At 68.6% G+C, this 17,220-nt stretch carries 18 protein-coding genes and 1 pseudogene; 8 read left to right on the top strand and 11 right to left on the bottom strand.

The window, feature by feature from the left end; all coding sequences use genetic code 11:
- The coding region (locus IQ216_RS00565) for a hypothetical protein (protein ID WP_228006954.1) at window positions 1-814 on the top strand (814 nt) is incomplete at its 5' end.
- On the opposite strand, the gene psb29 is transcribed toward IQ216_RS00565, so the two are convergent.
- Window positions 702-1,478 (bottom strand): photosystem II biogenesis protein Psp29, encoded by a 777-nt coding sequence (gene psb29 / locus IQ216_RS00560; protein ID WP_193813864.1) that lies wholly within the window; start codon window positions 1,476-1,478, stop codon window positions 702-704. The two genes, IQ216_RS00565 and psb29, sit on opposite strands and share 113 nt — an antisense overlap.
- A gap of 76 nt (window positions 1,479-1,554) precedes the next feature.
- On the opposite strand from psb29, the gene clpP reads away from it, so the two are divergent.
- Complete coding sequence (clpP, locus tag IQ216_RS00555) at window positions 1,555-2,145, top strand: ATP-dependent Clp endopeptidase proteolytic subunit ClpP (RefSeq protein ID WP_186699534.1); 591 nt, start codon at window positions 1,555-1,557, stop codon at window positions 2,143-2,145.
- Window positions 2,146-2,214: 69 nt separating this feature from the next.
- Here clpP and ftsH read toward each other — a convergent pair whose 3' ends face one another.
- The 4 genes from ftsH to pyk form a co-directional block, all read right to left on the bottom strand.
- Complete coding sequence (gene ftsH / locus IQ216_RS00550; RefSeq protein WP_193813862.1) at window positions 2,215-4,149, bottom strand: ATP-dependent zinc metalloprotease FtsH; 1,935 nt, start codon at window positions 4,147-4,149, stop codon at window positions 2,215-2,217.
- A 65-nt stretch (window positions 4,150-4,214) separates the two neighbouring features.
- A complete protein-coding gene (locus IQ216_RS00545; protein ID WP_370566533.1) occupies window positions 4,215-4,712 on the bottom strand; it encodes a DUF1830 domain-containing protein in 498 nt (165 codons plus the stop codon).
- 36 nt (window positions 4,713-4,748) lie between these two features.
- The gene (locus IQ216_RS00540; protein WP_193813861.1) at window positions 4,749-5,978 is read right to left on the bottom strand and encodes an ABC transporter permease; all 1,230 of its coding nucleotides are present in this window, start codon (window positions 5,976-5,978) and stop codon (window positions 4,749-4,751) included.
- Between the two features lie 22 nt (window positions 5,979-6,000).
- Window positions 6,001-7,785 (bottom strand): pyruvate kinase, encoded by a 1,785-nt coding sequence (gene pyk / locus IQ216_RS00535; protein WP_193813860.1) that lies wholly within the window; start codon window positions 7,783-7,785, stop codon window positions 6,001-6,003.
- Window positions 7,786-7,842: 57 nt separating this feature from the next.
- Between pyk and IQ216_RS00530 the strand changes: the two genes are divergently transcribed.
- Both IQ216_RS00530 and IQ216_RS00525 read left to right on the top strand, forming a co-directional pair.
- Window positions 7,843-8,172: a nucleoside triphosphate pyrophosphohydrolase family protein gene (locus IQ216_RS00530; protein ID WP_186699541.1), complete on the top strand. Its 330-nt coding sequence runs from the start codon at window positions 7,843-7,845 to the stop codon at window positions 8,170-8,172.
- 67 nt (window positions 8,173-8,239) lie between these two features.
- Entirely contained in the window at window positions 8,240-8,746 is a 507-nt protein-coding gene (locus IQ216_RS00525; RefSeq protein WP_370566532.1) for a hypothetical protein, read from the top strand.
- Here the strand turns inward: IQ216_RS00525 and IQ216_RS00520 are convergent.
- The 3 genes and pseudogenes from IQ216_RS00520 to ilvA form a co-directional block, all read right to left on the bottom strand.
- Complete coding sequence (locus tag IQ216_RS00520; RefSeq protein WP_186699543.1) at window positions 8,740-9,027, bottom strand: YggT family protein; 288 nt, start codon at window positions 9,025-9,027, stop codon at window positions 8,740-8,742. The two genes, IQ216_RS00525 and IQ216_RS00520, sit on opposite strands and share 7 nt — an antisense overlap.
- A gap of 24 nt (window positions 9,028-9,051) precedes the next feature.
- Window positions 9,052-9,633, bottom strand: a complete 582-nt coding sequence (gene scpB, locus IQ216_RS00515; protein WP_193813859.1) for an SMC-Scp complex subunit ScpB — start codon at window positions 9,631-9,633, stop codon at window positions 9,052-9,054.
- A 57-nt stretch (window positions 9,634-9,690) separates the two neighbouring features.
- A pseudogene (gene ilvA, locus IQ216_RS00510) lies at window positions 9,691-11,292 on the bottom strand (threonine ammonia-lyase, biosynthetic).
- Window positions 11,293-11,363: 71 nt separating this feature from the next.
- Here ilvA and dxs point away from each other — a divergent pair.
- Entirely contained in the window at window positions 11,364-13,286 is a 1,923-nt protein-coding gene (gene dxs, locus IQ216_RS00505; protein ID WP_193813858.1) for a 1-deoxy-D-xylulose-5-phosphate synthase, read from the top strand.
- Between the two features lie 14 nt (window positions 13,287-13,300).
- On the top strand, window positions 13,301-14,503 hold the full coding sequence (locus IQ216_RS14535) for an FAD-dependent monooxygenase (RefSeq protein ID WP_370566534.1): 1,203 nt from the start codon (window positions 13,301-13,303) through the stop codon (window positions 14,501-14,503).
- A gap of 5 nt (window positions 14,504-14,508) precedes the next feature.
- Here IQ216_RS14535 and psaK read toward each other — a convergent pair whose 3' ends face one another.
- The 3 genes from psaK to IQ216_RS00485 all read right to left on the bottom strand — a co-directional run bounded on the left by psaK (window position 14,509) and on the right by IQ216_RS00485 (window position 15,503).
- On the bottom strand, window positions 14,509-14,766 hold the full coding sequence (gene psaK, locus IQ216_RS00495; protein ID WP_186699551.1) for a photosystem I reaction center subunit PsaK: 258 nt from the start codon (window positions 14,764-14,766) through the stop codon (window positions 14,509-14,511).
- Window positions 14,767-14,832: 66 nt separating this feature from the next.
- Entirely contained in the window at window positions 14,833-15,189 is a 357-nt protein-coding gene (locus IQ216_RS00490) for a DUF3593 domain-containing protein (RefSeq protein ID WP_228006953.1), read from the bottom strand.
- Window positions 15,186-15,503: a DUF2499 domain-containing protein gene (locus IQ216_RS00485; RefSeq protein WP_193813857.1), complete on the bottom strand. Its 318-nt coding sequence runs from the start codon at window positions 15,501-15,503 to the stop codon at window positions 15,186-15,188. The genes IQ216_RS00490 and IQ216_RS00485 overlap by 4 nt, the downstream gene beginning before the upstream one ends.
- Before the next feature lie 47 nt (window positions 15,504-15,550).
- Between IQ216_RS00485 and IQ216_RS00480 the strand changes: the two genes are divergently transcribed.
- Together IQ216_RS00480 and csaB are read left to right on the top strand one after the other, a co-directional pair.
- Window positions 15,551-16,132, top strand: coding sequence for a rhomboid family intramembrane serine protease (locus tag IQ216_RS00480; RefSeq protein ID WP_193813876.1), 582 nt, complete (start codon window positions 15,551-15,553; stop codon window positions 16,130-16,132).
- A 2-nt stretch (window positions 16,133-16,134) separates the two neighbouring features.
- Window positions 16,135-17,217 carry a polysaccharide pyruvyl transferase CsaB gene (csaB, locus tag IQ216_RS00475; protein WP_228006952.1) on the top strand — a complete coding sequence of 361 codons (1,083 nt, stop codon included), beginning with the start codon at window positions 16,135-16,137 and terminating at the stop codon, window positions 17,215-17,217.
- Window positions 17,218-17,220: the final 3 nt, after the last annotated feature.

Raw genomic sequence — 17,220 nt, 5'->3', positions numbered from 1 at the left:
GGGCAGCACGGCTCTGCTGGCCTCTGTGCCACAGGCGGAGGCCGCCGCCCGGCCGGCTGGRGCCKMGGCTCCAGCCTGGCCACCGGGCAGCCTGCTCACCCTGCAGGGCCGCACCCTGGAGGTGCTGCTGCAGGGGTTGCTCAACCGGCAGTTGATCCGTGATCCGCTGCTGTCGCGCTATGGCGTCGATGACGCCGACCTGCGGCGCCTGCGCAGCACCCCTTTCCGTCTCGGCGTGCGGGCCGTGGGGGCGGGCCCCTTCCAGGCGGCGATCACGCTGCAGCTCGCCCCTGCAGCAGAACAGCGCCAGGCCTGGGCGGAATTCCTGGGCCGCCTTGGGCCGGTGCTGGAGGGCGAGGGCCTGGAGAGCCTGCCCCCGGCGGCTGGTGGACCCCCTGGCGGCTCAGCCACCCTGCCCACCAGCCTCTGGCAGCGGCAGGACGGCCAGGTGGTGGGAGGCTGGCGCTGGCTGAACCGGCCCGGGAGTGCCCCGGAGCTGCTGATGTTCCTGGGGCCGGCCCCCACGGCTGGTCCCGGAGCTGCTTTGGCGCAGGGCGACGCCGCCCCGCTGCTCAGCCTCAGGCTTCGTCCCCGCAAGCTCGGGGCCCTGGGCCTGCTGCCCGAAACCCTGCCTGGACCGCTGATGCAGGCGGAGAGCCTGGATGTGGAAGCGCAGCGCCCGGCCGATCAGAACGAGGCGATCAGCCGGCTGTGGGCGCGTCTGTGGCTGACGCCTGCGGCTCCGTCTTTTCAGCCCCTTCCGGTGCCTGAGTCTCCCCGGCCGCAGGATCCTCCGCCGGCGCCAGGCCGCTGAGGCCCGCCTGCTGACGCTCGCGCTTGCGGCGCTCGGCCGCCACGGTTTCCTCCATCAGCTCCACGGCCTGGGCGAGCTTCTCCAGGTTGCTGGCGTAGAGGCTGAGGTCCTTGTCGAGCCGCTCCCGCAGCAGCCCCATGGCGCCGCCGAGGTCGTGGGCGTAGCCGCGCAGGGTGGCGGGATCCATGGCATCGGCGCCCTGGGCCTGCTCCAGCAGGCTCAACAGCCCCACGCCCATCAAGCGGGAATAGTGGAAGCCAGGCTCACGGATGCTGGCCAGGGCGGAGGCCAGGGGCTCAGGAGCACCCTCCCCCTGGGCCTCGATCCAGCCCTTCACCGCATCCACGCTGTGGTGGCCCATGGCGGCGCGGCAGCTGTCCGATTCCTGGCGCAGCTGGGCGGCATCGAAGCCGGTGGCACTGCAGAGGGCCGCGAGAAGCTGGGGCTTGTGCTCGGGCGGGCGGTAACCACGGGCAAAACCGTCAAACACCTGCACCAGGCCACAGGCGAACAGGCCGTTGGCCGAGAAGCCCTGTTGGCGGCTCAGCAGGTGGAGTTCCACCAGCAGTTCATCCACCATGCGCCGGTAGAGGGGCGCGATCACATGGGGGAAGGCGCGATGAAAAGCGCGCTTGCTGTCGGAGACGGTCAGGGCGGCGCTCACGCTGCTTGTCGGTTCAGGTGCGGCGACCCTAGCCGCCCACGCTCAGTAGGATCGAGCCAGTTCACTGTCCAGGTCCATGATTCCGATTGTGATTGAGGAGTCGGGCCGGGGGGAACGCGCCTTTGACATCTACTCGCGGCTGCTGCGCGAGCGGATCGTGTTTCTCGGAGAGCCCGTCACAGCCGAATCGGCCAACCGCATCGTTGCCCAGCTGTTGTTTCTGGAAGCGGAAGATCCTGAGAAGGACATCTTCCTCTACATCAATTCCCCGGGGGGATCGGTGTATGACGGCCTCGGGATCTTCGACACCATGCAGCACATCAAGCCCGATGTGCAAACGGTCTGCGTCGGCCTGGCCGCCTCGATGGGCGCCTTTCTGCTCTGTGCCGGCACCAAGGGCAAACGCAGCAGCCTCACCCATTCCCGGATCATGATCCACCAGCCCCTGGGGGGCGCCCGCGGTCAGGCCAGCGACATCCGTATCCAGGCCGATGAGATCCTCTACCTCAAGCAGAAGCTGAATCAGGAGCTCTCTGATCGCACCGGCCAGCCCATGCCCCGGATTGAAGAGGACACAGACCGCGATTTCTTCATGTCGCCGGCCGAAGCGGTGGGCTATGGCCTGATCGACAAAGTGATCGAAAAACGCCCCGTGCGTCCGGTCTGAAAAGCCGTGCTTCAGGTCTGAAGAAAAAAGCCCGGCCTAGGCCGGGCTTTGTGCTGTTCAGAGTGGTGGTCAGCTGCTGGGCAGGGCCGGTTCGACGATCAGGGGCGAGAAGCGCTCCTTCTCGGGAACGGTGGCGAATTCCGACACAATGGCCCTGAATTCCTCGCCATCGAGACTCTCCTTCTCGATCAGCAGCTCCACCACCCGGTCCATGCAGGTGCGGTGCTCAGCCACCAGCTTCACGGTGTCCTTGTAGCAGCTCTCGACGATCTGGTGCACGGCCACGTCGATGCGGCTGGCCATGCGGTCGGAGGCGTCGCTGCGGGTCATGAGGTCGCGGCCCAGGAACACCTCCTGGTTGCCTGCTTCCAGGGAGAACTGGCCCAGGTCGCTCATGCCGAAGCGGGTCACCATCTGGCGGGCGATCGAAGCCACCTGCTGGATGTCGCCCCCGGCGCCGGTGGTCACCTCCGCATGGCCGAACACCACCTCTTCGGCAGCACGGCCCCCCAGGGCGCCCATGATGCGGGCCCGCAGCTGTGCCTTGCTCACCAGCATCTGCTCCTCATCGGGGGAGAACCAGGTGAGCCCCTGGGCCTGGCCGCGGGGGATCAGGGTGACTTTCTGCACCGGGTCGTGGGACTTCACCAGGGTGCCCACCAGGGCATGGCCCACCTCGTGGTAGGCGATCAGGCGCTTGCTGCGGCCATCGGTGAGAGGCTTGCCCTCCATGCCTGCGATCACCCGATCCACGGCGTCGTCGATCTCTGCCAGGCCGGTGGCCTCCTTGCGGCGACGGGCCGTGAGGATGGCGGCCTCATTGAGCAGGTTGGCCAGGTCGGCACCGGAGAAGCCCGGGGTGCGGCGGGCAATCATCTCCAGGCTCACGTCATCGGCGAGCTTCTTGTTGCGGGAGTGCACCTTCAGGATCGAGAGGCGCCCCTTGATGTCGGGCACATCCACCTGCACCTGACGGTCGAAGCGGCCCGGGCGCAGCAGGGCCGAATCGAGCACATCGGCCCGGTTGGTGGCGGCGATGATGATGATGCCGCTGTTGCCCTCGAAGCCGTCCATCTCGGTGAGCAGCTGGTTGAGGGTCTGCTCCCGCTCGTCGTTGCCGCCGCCCACACCGGCGCCCCGCTGGCGCCCCACGGCGTCGATCTCATCGATGAAGATCAGGCAGGGGCTGTTCTCCTTGGCGCGCTTGAACAGGTCGCGCACGCGGCTGGCACCCACGCCCACGAACATCTCCACGAACTCCGAGCCGGAGAGGGAGAAGAAGGGCACACCGGCCTCACCAGAGATGGCCTTGGCAAGCAGGGTCTTGCCGGTGCCGGGGGGGCCCACCAGCAGCACGCCTCTGGGGATCTTGGCGCCCACGGAGGTGAAGCGCTCGGGGGTCTTGAGGAAGGTCACCACCTCCTCGAGGTCCTGCTTGGCCTCCTCCACGCCAGCCACGTCGTCGAATTTGACGCCGGTTTCGGCCTCCATCGCGAAGCGGGCCTTGGTCTTGCCGAACTGCATCGCCTGGCCGGGGCCGCCTGGCATGCCGCTGGAGCGGCGTGCCAGGAAGATCAGCGAGCCGATCAGCAGCAGCGGGAATAGCAGGTTGCCGAGGAGGCCCAGGGCCGGCGGCGCCTGCTTGGGGGGATGGATGTCGAAGCTGATGCCCTGCTCCTTGAGCTGATTCACCAGCTCGGGAGCGACGCCGGGCAGGTCCACCCGCAGGCGCTGCACACGGTTGTCGAGCTCGGGATCCACCGCTTCGATCACAGCGCTGCGGCCACCGTCAAAGATGTCCACCGCGGTGACCCGGCCAGCATCCACGTAGTCGAGGAAGCGGCCGTAGCTCATGCGGGCCACGGCCGCGTTGCGAGGCGCGGTGGTGGCTCCGCCCTGGCTGGGATTGGAGATCCCTCCGCTGCTGAGGATCTGCCAGCCGAGGAAGGCCACCACCGCCAGCGGCAGCAACCAGAGAGCAATCAATCGCCAGCGCTGATTCATAGCTGAGACACTTTCTTAACAAGTGTAACGGTGCCGCCTGGCTTTCGGACCGCCGCAGCCTGGATTCAGCCAGCGGTGCCCCAGGCCTGCACCAGAGCGGCGGCGCTGATGGCCTGGTACGTCAGGGGGTTGGCGTACTGGCTGCGGGGGGTTGGGCCTGCTTCCGGTCCTGGAGCAGAGAAGGGCGGCTGGATCAGCTCCTGAGGAACCAGCGGTGTGCCATGGCTCTCGTCCAGCTCAGGGGCAGCCTGGGTCAGGGGGATGGCTGCTGAGCCGGTCTCGATCACCAGGTCGTCCACGGCCACGGTTTCCAGCAGTTCAGGCCCGCCCAGGCCATGGGTCCAGATCTTGAGCTCGGAGTCGGCCGGGCAGGAGAAGCTGAGCAGTTCGAAGGGGAACACGACGCGCTCGAGGAAAAATTCCTCAGGCCCCACGCAGCGGGCGATCACCATGCGATCGCTGCTGTTCCGGTAGCCGCATTCCAGCCAGCCCAAGGGTCTCACCACATTCGATACCACCCATAAACGCATCGAATCAATCGCCCGCTTGGTGGCCTTCGCCACGGTTTGCCTGTCTTAAGGTTTTCTTTGGGATTGGGGCTAGAGGCTGCGCAGGGCCACGATCGGGTCGAGGCCGGCGGCCCGGCGCGCCGGCACCACCCCGAAGAACAGGCCGATGGATCCTGAGAGTCCCACGGTGAGCAGCACCGTGCCGGCGCCGATCGTCGCTGGTAGGGGCGTCACCAGGGCCACCAGGCTCACCGTGCCGATGCCCACCGCAGTGCCGATCGCCCCGCCCAGGCTGGCCAGCACCAGCGACTCCACCAGGAACTGCAGCAGCACGTCGCCGCTGCGCGCCCCCAGGGCCTTGCGCAGGCCGATCTCCTCGGTGCGCTCGCTCACCGACACCAGCATGATGTTCATGATGCCGATGCCGCCCACCAGCAGGGACACGGCGCCGATGGCCGCCAGCATCAGCGTGAGACCGCCGGTGATCGTGCTCACGATCGTGAGCGCATCCTGCTGGGAGCGCACGGCGAAGTCGTCTTCCCGCAGGATGTTGTGGCGCTGGCGCAGCAGGTTGGTGATCTGGAAGGCTGCAGCGCCGGTGCTGTCGCCATCCCGGGCTTCCACGCTGATGAAGTTGAGGCTCACCCCATAGGTGGGATCCCGCCCCGAGAGCTTGCTCACCATGGCGCTGAGCGGCACGTAGGCGTTCTCGTCCTGGTTCTGGCCGAACACGGCCCCCTTGGCCTCCAGCACGCCGATCACCTCAAAGGGCTGGGTGCGGATCCGCAGGGTGCGCCCCACGGCCGTGCCCCCCGGGAACATCTTGTCGGCCAGGTCGGGGCCGATCACGGTCACGCTGGCGGCAGCCTCCATGTCGTTGGCCGAGATGAAGCGCCCCCGGGCCATCTCGAACTGGCGCACGGGCAGGAATTCCGGGGTGATGCCATTCACCGAGGCGGTGCTGCTCAACCCCCCCGCCTGCACCACCTCGCTGAGGGTGATCTGGGGTGCCACCCGTTTCACGGTGGGCACCTGTTCGGCGATCGCCTCAGCGTCCTCCAGCACCAGCGTCTTGGGGAAGTCGATCCCCTGGCGCCGGGTGTCGTTGTTGCCCGGCACCACAAACAGCACATTGGCGCCCAGGTTGCTGAGCTGGCCCTCGGCCAGGTTCTGGGCACCCCGACCCACCCCCACCAGGGTGATCACCGAGGCATTGCCGATCACGATGCCCAGCATGGTGAGCAGGCTGCGCAGGCGGTTGGCCCTCAGGGTGGAGAGGGCCATGCCCACGGTTTCGCCCAGGGGCAGCTTCGAGGCCATGGCGTGGGGCAGAACGTGATGGTCAGACGATGGCGCCGATGGGGTCGGCGTTGTGGCTCCTGGCCCCCCGGTGCACCAGGCCATGCAGCAGATCCAGGGTCACGATCTCGCCGTCGAGCAGGGTCTCGAGGGCGCCCGTGACCCCCACGATGGCGGGGATGCCGGTGAGCTCGGCCGTCACAGCGGCATGACTCTCGCGGCCGCCGCTTTCGGTGATCACAGCCTTGGCCCGGTGAAAGACCTCCTCGTAGGCGGCGCTGGTTTCGCGCACCACCAGGATCTCGCCCATCTGGATGGCGACGGCCTCCTCAGGGCAACCCACCAAGCGCACCCGGCCGCTGATCGAGCCGGTGCCGATGCCCACCCCCTGGGAGAGCACCGCCGTGACGATGCCCACCTTGATGAAGTCGGTGGAGCCGCTCACCCCGGAGAGGGTGCCAGCCGTCTGAACCACCAGGTCGCCGTCCTGGAGGTAGCCGCGGTCGCGGGCCAGGCCCATGGCCAGGCTGAAGGTGCTGGTGCTGGAGGTCTGCTCCGCCACCAGCAGCGGATTCACGCCCCAGATCAGTTGCAGCTGGCGGGCCACCTGGGCTTCGCTGGTGATCGCCAGGATCGGGGTGCTGGGCCGGAACTTGCTCACATTGCGGGCAGTGGCGCCGCTGGAGGTGAGGGGCAGGATCGCGGCGGCATTGAGATTGCGGGCGATGTTGCTCACCGCCTGGCAGATCGCATTGGGAATGGTGGTGGCCATGCGGCTGTCGATCTGCCGCATCGGGTAGTCGCGCTCGATGCGACGGGCGATGGTGGCCATCGTGGCCACGGCCTCCACGGGAAAGTCGCCCACGGCGCTTTCGTTGGAGAGCATCACGGCATCGGTGCCATCCAGGATGGCGTTGGCCACATCGCTCACCTCGGCCCTGGTGGGCCGCGGACAGCTCACCATCGAATCGAGCATCTGGGTGGCCGTGATCACCGGTATGCCCAGGCTGTTGGCCTTGCGGATCAATTCCTTCTGCAGCAGCGGCACTTCTTCAGCCGGCATCTCCACGCCCAGATCGCCTCGGGCCACCATCACGCCGTCGCAGAGCATGAGGATGTCATCAATCTGATCGATGGCCTCGAATTTTTCGATCTTGGCCACCACCGGTGTGTCGTGGCCATGGCTGGCGATCAGTTCCTTGATCTCCAGCAGGTCGGAGGGATTGCGCACGAAGCTGAGCGCCACCCAGTCGACGCCGTGCTGAAGCCCGAAGGCCAGATCCTCGCGGTCTTTGTCAGTGAGAGCCCGGATCGAGAGCTGCACATCCGGGAAGTTCACGCCCTTGTTGTTGCTGAGCACACCTCCAACGGTGACGCTGCAGTGCAGGGTCTGCTGGGGGATGTCCACCTCTTCCACCAGCATTTCCACCCGGCCGTCATCCAGCAGGATGCGGCTGCCGGGAGTCACCTCATCGGCCAATCTGCCGTAGGTGACGGTGGCGATCTCCTGGTTGCAGGCCACATCTCTGGAGGTGAGACTGAAGCGGGCCCCTTGCGCCAGCGTGATCGGGCCATCCACGAACCGGCCCAGGCGGATCTTCGGGCCCTGCAGGTCCTGGAGGATGCCCACATGTTCGCCGAGTTCCACGGACACCTCGCGGATCGCCTCGATGCGGGCAGCGTGTTCGCTGTGATCGCCGTGGGAGAAGTTGAGTCGGAACGTGGTGGCCCCGGCGTGGATCAGAGCCTTGAGCTGCTGGTGGGACTCGGTGGCGGGCCCGATCGTGGCGACGATCTTGGTGCGACGCATGAGATCGGGTTGGGGCATCGCAGTGGCGATCTATAGGTTGAAACTACCATCGGCCCAGTTTTGGTGCTGGCTTGGATGGACTTTCGGACCTACCAGGAGCGCTCGCGCCAGACCGCTGTCTATCCCGGCGCCGGTGAGAATCCCATCTACCCCACCCTCGGCCTGTGCGGCGAGTCGGGCGAGGTGGCCGACAAGGTGAAGAAGGTGCTGCGCGACCGCGGCGGTGTGTTCAGCCAGGAGGTGCGCCAGGCCCTGCAGCTCGAACTGGGCGATGTGCTCTGGTACGTGGCCCAGCTGGCCACCGAGCTGGAGCTCGACCTCGACGCCGTGGCCAGTGCCAACCTGGACAAACTGGCGAGTCGCGCCGCCCGTAACGTGATCTCAGGCGATGGTGACCTGCGCTGAGGCGCGACCCAGCTCTGCTTCCCAGCCAGGTTCCCCCATGCTCCAGTTCCGCTCAGCCCCTGTTCCGTTGTCCCACCGGACGCGCTCTGGGAGCCCTGTCAGGCCGCTTGGCCAGCGTCGGTGGCTGCCGGCGCTGCTGCTCGCCCTGCTGCTGGTGCTGGCGCCGCCGGCCTGGGGCCTCGATCTCAAGGTCAACGACGTGACCCTGGATCCCTGCCCGGCGGATGATGTGGCCGCCCAGCCCGATCTGAGGCGGGCCGCAGCCCCCAGCTGCTACGCCATGCGGGGCACGGTGCTGAACAGCAGCCGCAAGCCCGTGGTCGACACCGATGTGTTCGCCCTGATCGTGGATGCCAGCGGTGAACCGGTGCTCCAGAACCGCTCCAGGGTGGGATCCATCGGCGACGTGCCTCCAGGCCGTTCCACCTTCGCCCTGCGTGTTTCGGTGCCGGCGGGAACGCCTGAGCCGATTCGCTTCCGCAACGTCAAGGCCCGGGGCTTCAGCGCCCCGGTACGCGTCCGCGCCGGAGCCGACGACGAACTGCTGCCCCTGGAACAGGAGCTGGCTCAATAGAGGGAGGCCATCATGCTGACGCTGGCGCTGCCCAGCAGCTGCTGGCCCAGGCTGAGGGCGAGGAAGGCGAGGATCGCCGAGAGGTCGAGGCCGCCGATCGGCGGGATCAGGCCGCGAAACACGTTGAGGTAGGGATCGGTGATCGAGCTCACGCTCGAGAGCACCGGATTGCTCCAGTCGAGGTTGGGGAACCAGCTGAGCAGCACCCGCACCAGCAGGAGCAGGGAATAGATCTGCAGCGTGTTGCTCAGAACGCTCAGCACCTGGGCGGCAACTTGCATGGGCCTGTGGGATGAACCCCGACTCTATGCAGAGCGGCGCGGCCGGGGCTGCAGTTCCTCGGCTTTCACCGCAAAGGTGCGATGGAATTTCTCGCTGAGGCTGAGCCAGTAGGAGCGGCCATCGCTCTGGCGCCGTCGCTCGATGAAGTCCTCGGCGAGCAGGGCCTTGATGTGGTCGTAGGCGCCGGAGCCGCGCAGCTCCACCAGCTCCGACTGCAGGATGCGCTTCTTGAGGGCGACCGTGGCCAGGGTGCGCAGGGCCGCCGTGGAGAGGTCCACCGGCACCAGGTTCTGCACCAGTTCCGCCAGGCTCTCGCGCAGTTGCAGACCGTAGGTGTGGCCGTCCTGGCTGATCTCCAGGGCCGTGTCGCGGTGGGCGTAGTCGGCCATCAGGGTGATCAGGCCCAGCTCGGCGCTGTCGTTGTCCACCCCGGCGATGGCAGCCAGTTCGGAGAGGCTCAGGGGGCGGCCCTTGAGATAGAGGATCGCCTCCAGGTGGGCCGGCAGCGACAGGTTCAGGGGCTTCGGCCCAGCAGGACTGGCCTCGGGGAGGCTGGCCTCGGGGTTCTCGGCTTCAGGCGTGCTGGCTTCGGGGTCGACACCCATGGCACTCGGCCCTGGTGGTGCCAGCAAACTAAGGGAGAGCCGCAGGGATGTCTCCCCTCAGCCGTTGGAGCCGAGGAAGAGCCGGTAGGCCGGGTTGGTGCTCTCGTCCCAGTGGCTGTAGCCCAGCCCGTCCAGAAACTCCTGCCAGGTTCCCCGCTCCCCGGGCGGCACCTGCACCCCCACCACGATGCGCCCCACGTCGGCGCCGTGGTTGCGGTAGTGAAAGATGCTGATGTTCCAGCTGGCCTGCAGGGCGTTCACGAAGGCCATCAGGGCGCCGGGCTTCTCGGGAAACTCGAAGCGGTACAGCAGTTCCTCGCCCTGGTCGAGGGCCTTGCCCGCACTGGCCGGCAGCCGCCCCCCCACCATGTGGCGCAGGTGCAGCTTTGCCAGCTCGTTGCAGCTGAGGTCGAGGCAGGGGAAGCCGGAGGCCTCCAGGCTGGCCAGCAGGGCCCGGGTGTCGGCATGGCCCTGAATTTGCACTCCCACAAAGATGTGGGCCCGGCGAGGGTCCGCCAGGCGGTAGCTGAACTCGGTGAGGCTGCGATCCCCCAGCATCTGGCAGAAGCGCCGCAGGCTGCCGGGCTGCTCGGGGATCTCCACGGCCAGCATCGCCTCGCGCTCCTCGCCCAGCTCAGCCCGCTCGGCCACGAAGCGCAGCCGATCGAAATTCATGTTGGCGCCGCAGGCCACCGCCACCAGGGTGCGGTCCTGGAGCCCCTGGCCTTCCACGTCCACCTTCATGCCGGCCACGGCCAGGGCGCCGGCGGGCTCGAGGATCGAGCGGGTGTCCTCGAACACGTCCTTGATGGCGGCGCAGATCTCGTCGCTGCTCACGGTCACCATCCGATCCACATGGCGCTGGGCCAGGGCGAAGGTGTGGCGACCCACCTGGCGCACGGCCACGCCATCGGCGAACAGCCCCACCTGCTCCAACCGCACCCGCTCGCCACAGGCCAGGGAGCGTGCCATGGCGTCGGCATCGCGCGGCTCCACCCCCACGATCTGCACCCCSSGCCANGNNAGGSYSKYRAMGKAGRYGRSGATGCCGGCGATCAGCCCGCCGCCCCCCACCGCCACGTAGATCACATCGGGTGGATGGGAGCACTGCCGCAGGATTTCGAGGCCGATCGTGCCCTGGCCGGCGATCACATCGGGATCGTCGAACGGGTGGATGAAGCTGAGGCCAGCCTCCGCCGCCAGCTGCAGGGCATGGCCATAGGCGTCGTCGTAGGTGTCGCCATGCAGCACCACCTCGGCGCCCCTGGCGGCCACGGCCCGCACCTTCATCTCAGGCGTGGTGACCGGCATCACGATCACGGCCCGGCAGCCCAGCCGCTGGGCGCCGAGGGCCACCCCCTGGGCGTGGTTGCCGGCGCTGGCGGCGATCACGCCCCGCTCCAGCTCAGCCGGGCTGAGCCCCACCATCTTGTTGTAGGCGCCGCGCAGCTTGAAGCTGAACACCGGCTGCAGATCCTCCCGCTTGAGCAGCACCTGGTTGCCCAGCCGGCTGGAGAGGTTGGGGGCCGGATCCAGGGGCGATTCGATCGCCACGTCGTAGACCCTGGCCCGCAGGATGCGTTGCAGATAGCCGTCGGGGTCTGGGGCCACCTCTGCCGGAGCGACATCGGCGCTGGGGTTTCGGGGCTGCTGGCTCATGTCCCCAGTGTCGCAATCTGCGCAGGTGCCCCAGGGGAACCCCCTAGATTGCTCACAACGCCAGGGTCGTGATGCATCTCAGCGAGCTGAGCCACCCCAACCAGCTGCACGGCCTCAGTACCGCCGAGCTCGAAGCGATCGGCCGCCAGATCCGGGAGCGCCACCTCGAGGTGGTGAGCACCAGCGGCGGCCACCTCGGTCCGGGCCTCGGAGTGGTGGAACTCACCCTGGCCCTGTACCAGACCCTCGACCTCGACCACGACAAGGTGGTATGGGATGTTGGCCACCAGGCCTATCCCCACAAGCTGATCACCGGTCGCTACAAGGATTTCCACACCCTGCGTCAGCAGGGAGGCGTGGCGGGCTATCTCAAGCGCAGCGAGAGCAGCTTCGACCACTTCGGCGCCGGCCACGCCAGCACTTCGATCTCCGCCGCTTTGGGCATGGCCCTGTCCCGCGACCGCCGCGGCGAAGACTTCAAATGTGTGGCCGTGATCGGCGACGGTGCCCTCACCGGCGGCATGGCTCTGGAGGCGATCAACCACGCCGGCCATCTGCCCCACACCCGGCTGCTGGTGGTGCTCAACGACAACGACATGTCGATCAGCCCGCCGGTGGGGGCCCTCTCCACCCACCTCAACCGCATGCGGCACAGCCCGCCGCTGCAGTTCCTGCAGGACAACGCCGAGGAGGCGATCAAGCACCTGCCGTTCATGCACGGCGAGCTGCCGCCTGAACTGAAGAACCTCAAGGAGAGCATGAAGCGGCTGGCGGTGCCCAAGCTGGGCGCCGTGTTCGAGGAGCTGGGCTTCACCTACATGGGCCCGATCGACGGCCATGACATCGCCGGCATGGTGAAGGTGTTCCAACAGGCCCACGCCCACGACGGCCCGGTGCTGGTGCATGTGGCCACCACCAAGGGCAAGGGCTACCCCTATGCCGAAGCCGATCAGGTGGGTTACCACGCCCAGGGCGCCTTCGACCTGGTCAGTGGCAAGGCCTACCCCTCCAGCAAGCCCAAGCCGCCCAGCTACAGCAAGGTGTTCGGCCAGACGCTGGTGAAGATCTGCGAGCAGGATCCGCTCGTGGTGGGGATCACGGCCGCCATGGCCACCGGCACGGGCCTCGATCTGCTCGAGAAGGCTGTGCCCGATCAATACTTCGATGTGGGCATCGCCGAGCAGCACGCCGTGACCATGGCGGCCGGGATGGCCTGCGAGGGCCTCAGCCCCGTGTGTGCCATCTACAGCACCTTCCTGCAGCGGGCCTTCGACCAGCTGATCCACGACGTGGGCATCCAGAAGCTGCCGGTCACCTTCGTGCTCGACCGCGCCGGCATCGTCGGCGCCGACGGCCCCACCCACCAGGGCCAGTACGACATCAGCTACCTGCGGGCGGTGCCCAACTTCGCCGTGATGGCCCCGAAGGATGAGGCCGAACTGCAGCGCATGCTGATCACCGCCATCCAGCACAGCGGACCCTGCGCCCTGCGCATTCCCCGGGGCGAGGGCGAAGGGGCTCCCCTGGCCGAGGAGGGCTTCGAGCCTCTGGAGATCGGCCGAGGCGAACTGCTCGCCGATGGCGATGACCTGCTGATCGTGGCCTATGGCGCCATGGTGTATCCGGCCATGGCCACCGCCGGTCTGTTGCAGGAGCAGGGCATCCGGGCCGCCGTGATCAATGCCCGCTTCATCCGGCCCCTGGATGAGGCCCTGATCCTGCCGATGGCCCGGCGCATCGGCCGGGTGGTGACCATGGAGGAGGGCTGTCTGCCGGGGGGCTTCGGCGCCGCCATCACCGAGTGCCTCAACGACCACGACGTGCTCGTGCCGGTGCTGCGCATCGGCATTCCCGACCAGCTGGTGGACCACGCCTCACCGGCCCAGAGCAAGAGCGCCCTCGGCCTCACACCGCCCCAGATGGCGGACAGGATCCTGGAGCGCTTCGGGACCGGCCTGCGGCTCTCGATGCCGGTGAAGCCCCTGGCGGTCTGAGCCCCTTGGCTCCTGTGAGGAGCCCGGGCGAGCGTCTCGATGTGCTTGTGGTGGGGGCCGGCCCGGCCGGCGGCAGGTTGGCGTTGCAGCTGGCCCGGGCCGGCGCCCGGGTGATGCTGGTGGATCGGCTGGCCGATCTGGCCCATGCGGCCTTCAGCAGCGCGGCCTTGCCGCTGGCGGCGCTGCAGGGCCTCGGACTACCCGAGCAGGTGATCGCTTCTCGCTGGAGCGGTTGGCAGTTGCTGGGCCCCGCCGCCGGGCAACGGCAGTGGTGGGGCCGGCGCCCTCTGGGTGCGGTGCTGGACTTCGGTGCTCTGCGCTGCTGGCAGGCGGAGCAGGCCCGTCAGCTGGGGGTGGAACTGCGGCTCGGCTGGCGTGCTGTGGCCTGCGGGGCTTCAGGGGGCCAGGCCATGCGCACCTGGCTGTGTCCCCCGGGCAGCACCACGCCCCGCAGCATCGAGAGCCGCTGGGTGGTGGATGCCAGCGGCCAGTCCCGGGCGCTGCTGGGTGAGCCCGCCCCGGGCCAGGGGACGCTGGTGCGAGGCCTGGGGGTGGAGTGGTTGCTGGAGGTGGACCCGAAGCTGGGCGAGCGCTGGGCCGATCGGCTCACCTTCTGCCTCGGCAGCGACTGGGTGCGTCAGGGCTACGGCTGGGTGTTCCCGATGGCCCCCGGCCAGCTCAAGGTGGGGGTCTGCCGGCTGCTGGATGGCCGTAGCGAACACCTGCCCCTCGGCCCGGAGCTGGCGCGCCTGCTGCAACGGCTGGGGCTGGACCGGGCCCGGGTGCTGGATCGCCACGGCGGCCTGATCCGCAGCACGGTGGAACGCCGCGAGGCCCATGGCCACGGCCGGCTGCTGGGGCTGGGGGATGCCGTGAGCACCGCCAATCTGCTCGGCGGCGAGGGCATTCGCCACGCCATGGCCAGCGCCGATGTGCTCGGGCCACTGCTGCTGCAGGACGGCTTGGGGCCCGGGGCGCTGCTGCGCGATTATCGGCTTCGGCTGGCTTCAGCCCTGGGATGGCGCTGGAGCCTGAGTGGCCGTCTGGCCCGGCGTATCTGGCTGGGCCTGGATCAGGGGGCGGGCGATCGTCATCTCGACCGCCTGCTCAGGGGCCTGGAAACCCGCAGGGCGGAGGATCTCTCCGCCCTGCTGTTTGACTACCGCTTTGAGCGCTATGGGCTGCGGGCCCTGCCCTACCTGCCGGGTTGGCGCTGAGGCGCTCAGACGACGCCGCGGGAGGCGAGGCCCAGGATGGTGCCGATGCCGAGGATGTGGCCCAGGCTCAGGGTGCCGAGCATGGCCCCGTGGCTCATGCCGCCGAACAGGGAGCTGTTGGGCAGTTGCAGACCCACGTTGGGCTGCTTGATGGTGGCCTTGCCGATCGCGATGGCGATCACGTTGCAGATGATCATCACCAACGCCACCTTCGGCGACCAGGTGAGGGTGGCGGGGGCCACAGCCAGAAGAGGAGCGAACATGGATCAGGAGCCGACACCCCATCTTCTGGGGCTGCGCAGCCCTGGGCCGCGTGCCTTAAGACTTGTTCATTCGCCGGCTCCGGGCTCTGGTGGCTGCGGTGGCGGGCTCTGGCCGACGAAGCCCAGCACCACCACCAGGTTGGCCAGGGTGAGAAAGGCCTCGGCGCCGCCGTGCAGCGGATCCACATCGGCCAGCTGGCGGCCCCAGAACTGCTCGGCCGCCACGGCGGCCACGATCGTCACCGCCACGAACAGCAGGGTGAGCTGAAAACCCCGCAGGGCGAGCCTGGGGAAGGCCTGAACCTGCCGCGCCCACCACAGAAACAGCAGATAGGGCAGCAGGGAGAGCACAAACAGGGGTCCTGGATCCACCGAGCCCAGCCGCTCCAGCAGGGCCTGCATCAGCTGCGGCAACGCTGTCATCCGGCGCCTGGGGGTTGTGAAGCGCGCTGCAGGCGCAGCAGGTGCAGGGCGGCGATGGCCAGGGCGCCGTTGCCCAGCAGGGTGCAGCCGGCCTGCAGCACCACCAGGCCCTCCAGGGCGGCGGTGTTGTCAAACAGGTGCCAGGTGCAGGCGGCCATGGCGCTCAAAAGGGCCGGCAGCATGGCCAGCGCCAGCCAGCGCCAGCCGCCCTCCCGCCGCCGCTGCCCGTAGCTGTGCACGGCAGCGATGGCGGCGATCCACTCCAGCACCGAGGCGATGTGGATCCACCAGGTCGTCAGGGAGAGCGCGTGCATGGCCAGACTCTGGCACTGAGATCCACCCCTCCGTGGCGACCGAGCCCATGGGCCTGCGCGCCCGCCTGTTGCTTCCCGTGCTGATCCTGGCGGTGCCCTGGCTGCAGGAGCTGCTGGATCAGCTGCTGTTCGGCGGCCGCTGGAACCTGCCGCTGGTGCCGGGAGGGCCGGTGTGGGGGGTGTTCACGTCGCCCTTCAGCCATGGCGGCTTCGCGCACCTGTTCAGCAATTCGCTCTGGTTCCTGCCGCTCTCCTGGCTGGTGCTCTCCCGCGGCCTGCGGCCCTACCTGCGCGTCTGGGCCTCGGTGTTGCTCTGCTCCTTGCCGGTGTGGCTGCTGTGGCACAACGCCAGCCATGGCCTCTCCGGTGTGGTCTACGGCCTGCTGGGCTACCTGCTGGCGGTGGGCCTGGTGGAGCGGCGGCCCTGGCCGATCCTGCTCTCCGTGGGCTGCGTGGTGGCCTACGGGGGGCTGCTGCCGTCGCTGCTGCCCCTGTTCAGTCCGCCGGGGGTCAGCTGGATCGGCCATGCCTCGGGCTTCGGCGCCGGGGTTCTGGCGGCCTGGGTGGGAGCACCACTGTCTGAGCGGCTCCCCGGCTCCCCGGGCGACCCCGGCCGCTTGCGGTGGTAGGGATGGCGCCTGCCCCCCTGCCCGCCATGCCCCTGCGTGAACGCCCCCTGCTGGTGGGCTATTACGGCGAGCACAACCTCGGCGACGACGCCCTGCTGGAGGTGCTGCTGGCCAGCCTGCCACCGGGCTGCCGCCCCGTTGTCACGGCGCGGGATCAGGCGTTGGTGCGGCAACGCTTCGGCGTGGCCTGCGTGGATCGCACCGACCTGGGCGCCGTGATGGCGGCCCTGGGCGGCTGCGATGCCCTGGTGTTCGGCGGCGGCAGCCTGCTGCAGGACTCCACCAGTTTCCTGAGCCTGGTGTACTACGGCTGTCTGGTGCTGCTGGCCCGCAGCCTGGGCAAGCCCGTGCTGCTCTGGGGCCAGGGGCTCGGGCCCCTGCGCCGCCGTCGCAGCCGCTGGCTGGTGCGGGGCCTGCTGCCGGCGATCACGCAAGTGAGCTGGCGTGATGCCACCTCGGCTGCCCTGGCCCGGCGTCTCGGGGCCAGGGCCGAGCCCCTGGTGGGTGCTGACCCGGTGTGGAGCGTGGCTCCCGAGCCGTGGCATGGCATGGGCGGCCCGCTTGTGCTCTGTTTTCGGCCGACGGTCCATCTGAAGGGAGAAGCCTGGCGGCCCTGGCTGGCGGCCCTGGAGCTCCTGGCACCCGAGCGCGACGTGATCTGGCTGCCCTTCCATGCGGTGGAGGACCGCGGCCTGCTGGCCTCGCTGCTCAGCCAGGGTCTGCTGGGTTCTGGGCTGGCGGCCCGCAGCCGGGAGCTCTGCTGCGACCACCCGCGCGAGGCCATGGCCGTGTGCGCCGGCGCCGGGCTGGTGCTGGCGATGCGCCTGCATGGGTTGATCCTGGCGGCGGCGGCCGGAGCGCCCGTGGCGGCCCTCAGCTACGACCCCAAGGTCAGCGCCGCCGCCCTCCCCCTTGACTGCCCCTTGGCAGAGCTGAATCGCCCCGTCGATGCCGCTGCGTTGCTGATCCAGTGGCGCCAGAGCCTCGACAGGCCTCCCAACGACCAGCGGATTCAAGCGCTGCGGCGGTCCACGGCGGTGCACCGCCGCGTCCTGGAGGGAGCCTTCGGACCGCCAGCTGGATGACCT

This window comes from Cyanobium sp. LEGE 06143 (genome assembly GCF_015207535.1).
Taxonomy (GTDB): domain Bacteria; phylum Cyanobacteriota; class Cyanobacteriia; order PCC-6307; family Cyanobiaceae; genus NIES-981.
Note: the sequence above shows the minus strand (reverse complement) of the source record. Positions and strands in the feature narration are given on the sequence as shown.

Coding starts and splice junctions, on each gene's coding strand:
- clpP (WP_186699534.1), top strand. CDS start 1,555: ATGATTCCGATTGTGATTGAGGAGTCGGGCCGGGGGGAACGCGCCTTT.
- ftsH (WP_193813862.1), bottom strand. CDS start 4,149: ATGAATCAGCGCTGGCGATTGATTGCTCTCTGGTTGCTGCCGCTGGCG.
- IQ216_RS00540 (WP_193813861.1), bottom strand. CDS start 5,978: ATGGCCTCGAAGCTGCCCCTGGGCGAAACCGTGGGCATGGCCCTCTCC.
- pyk (WP_193813860.1), bottom strand. CDS start 7,785: ATGCCCCAACCCGATCTCATGCGTCGCACCAAGATCGTCGCCACGATC.
- IQ216_RS00530 (WP_186699541.1), top strand. CDS start 7,843: ATGGACTTTCGGACCTACCAGGAGCGCTCGCGCCAGACCGCTGTCTAT.
- IQ216_RS00520 (WP_186699543.1), bottom strand. CDS start 9,027: ATGCAAGTTGCCGCCCAGGTGCTGAGCGTTCTGAGCAACACGCTGCAG.
- scpB (WP_193813859.1), bottom strand. CDS start 9,633: ATGGGTGTCGACCCCGAAGCCAGCACGCCTGAAGCCGAGAACCCCGAG.
- dxs (WP_193813858.1), top strand. CDS start 11,364: ATGCATCTCAGCGAGCTGAGCCACCCCAACCAGCTGCACGGCCTCAGT.
- psaK (WP_186699551.1), bottom strand. CDS start 14,766: ATGTTCGCTCCTCTTCTGGCTGTGGCCCCCGCCACCCTCACCTGGTCG.
- IQ216_RS00490 (WP_228006953.1), bottom strand. CDS start 15,189: ATGACAGCGTTGCCGCAGCTGATGCAGGCCCTGCTGGAGCGGCTGGGC.
- IQ216_RS00485 (WP_193813857.1), bottom strand. CDS start 15,503: ATGCACGCGCTCTCCCTGACGACCTGGTGGATCCACATCGCCTCGGTG.
- IQ216_RS00480 (WP_193813876.1), top strand. CDS start 15,551: ATGGGCCTGCGCGCCCGCCTGTTGCTTCCCGTGCTGATCCTGGCGGTG.
- csaB (WP_228006952.1), top strand. CDS start 16,135: ATGGCGCCTGCCCCCCTGCCCGCCATGCCCCTGCGTGAACGCCCCCTG.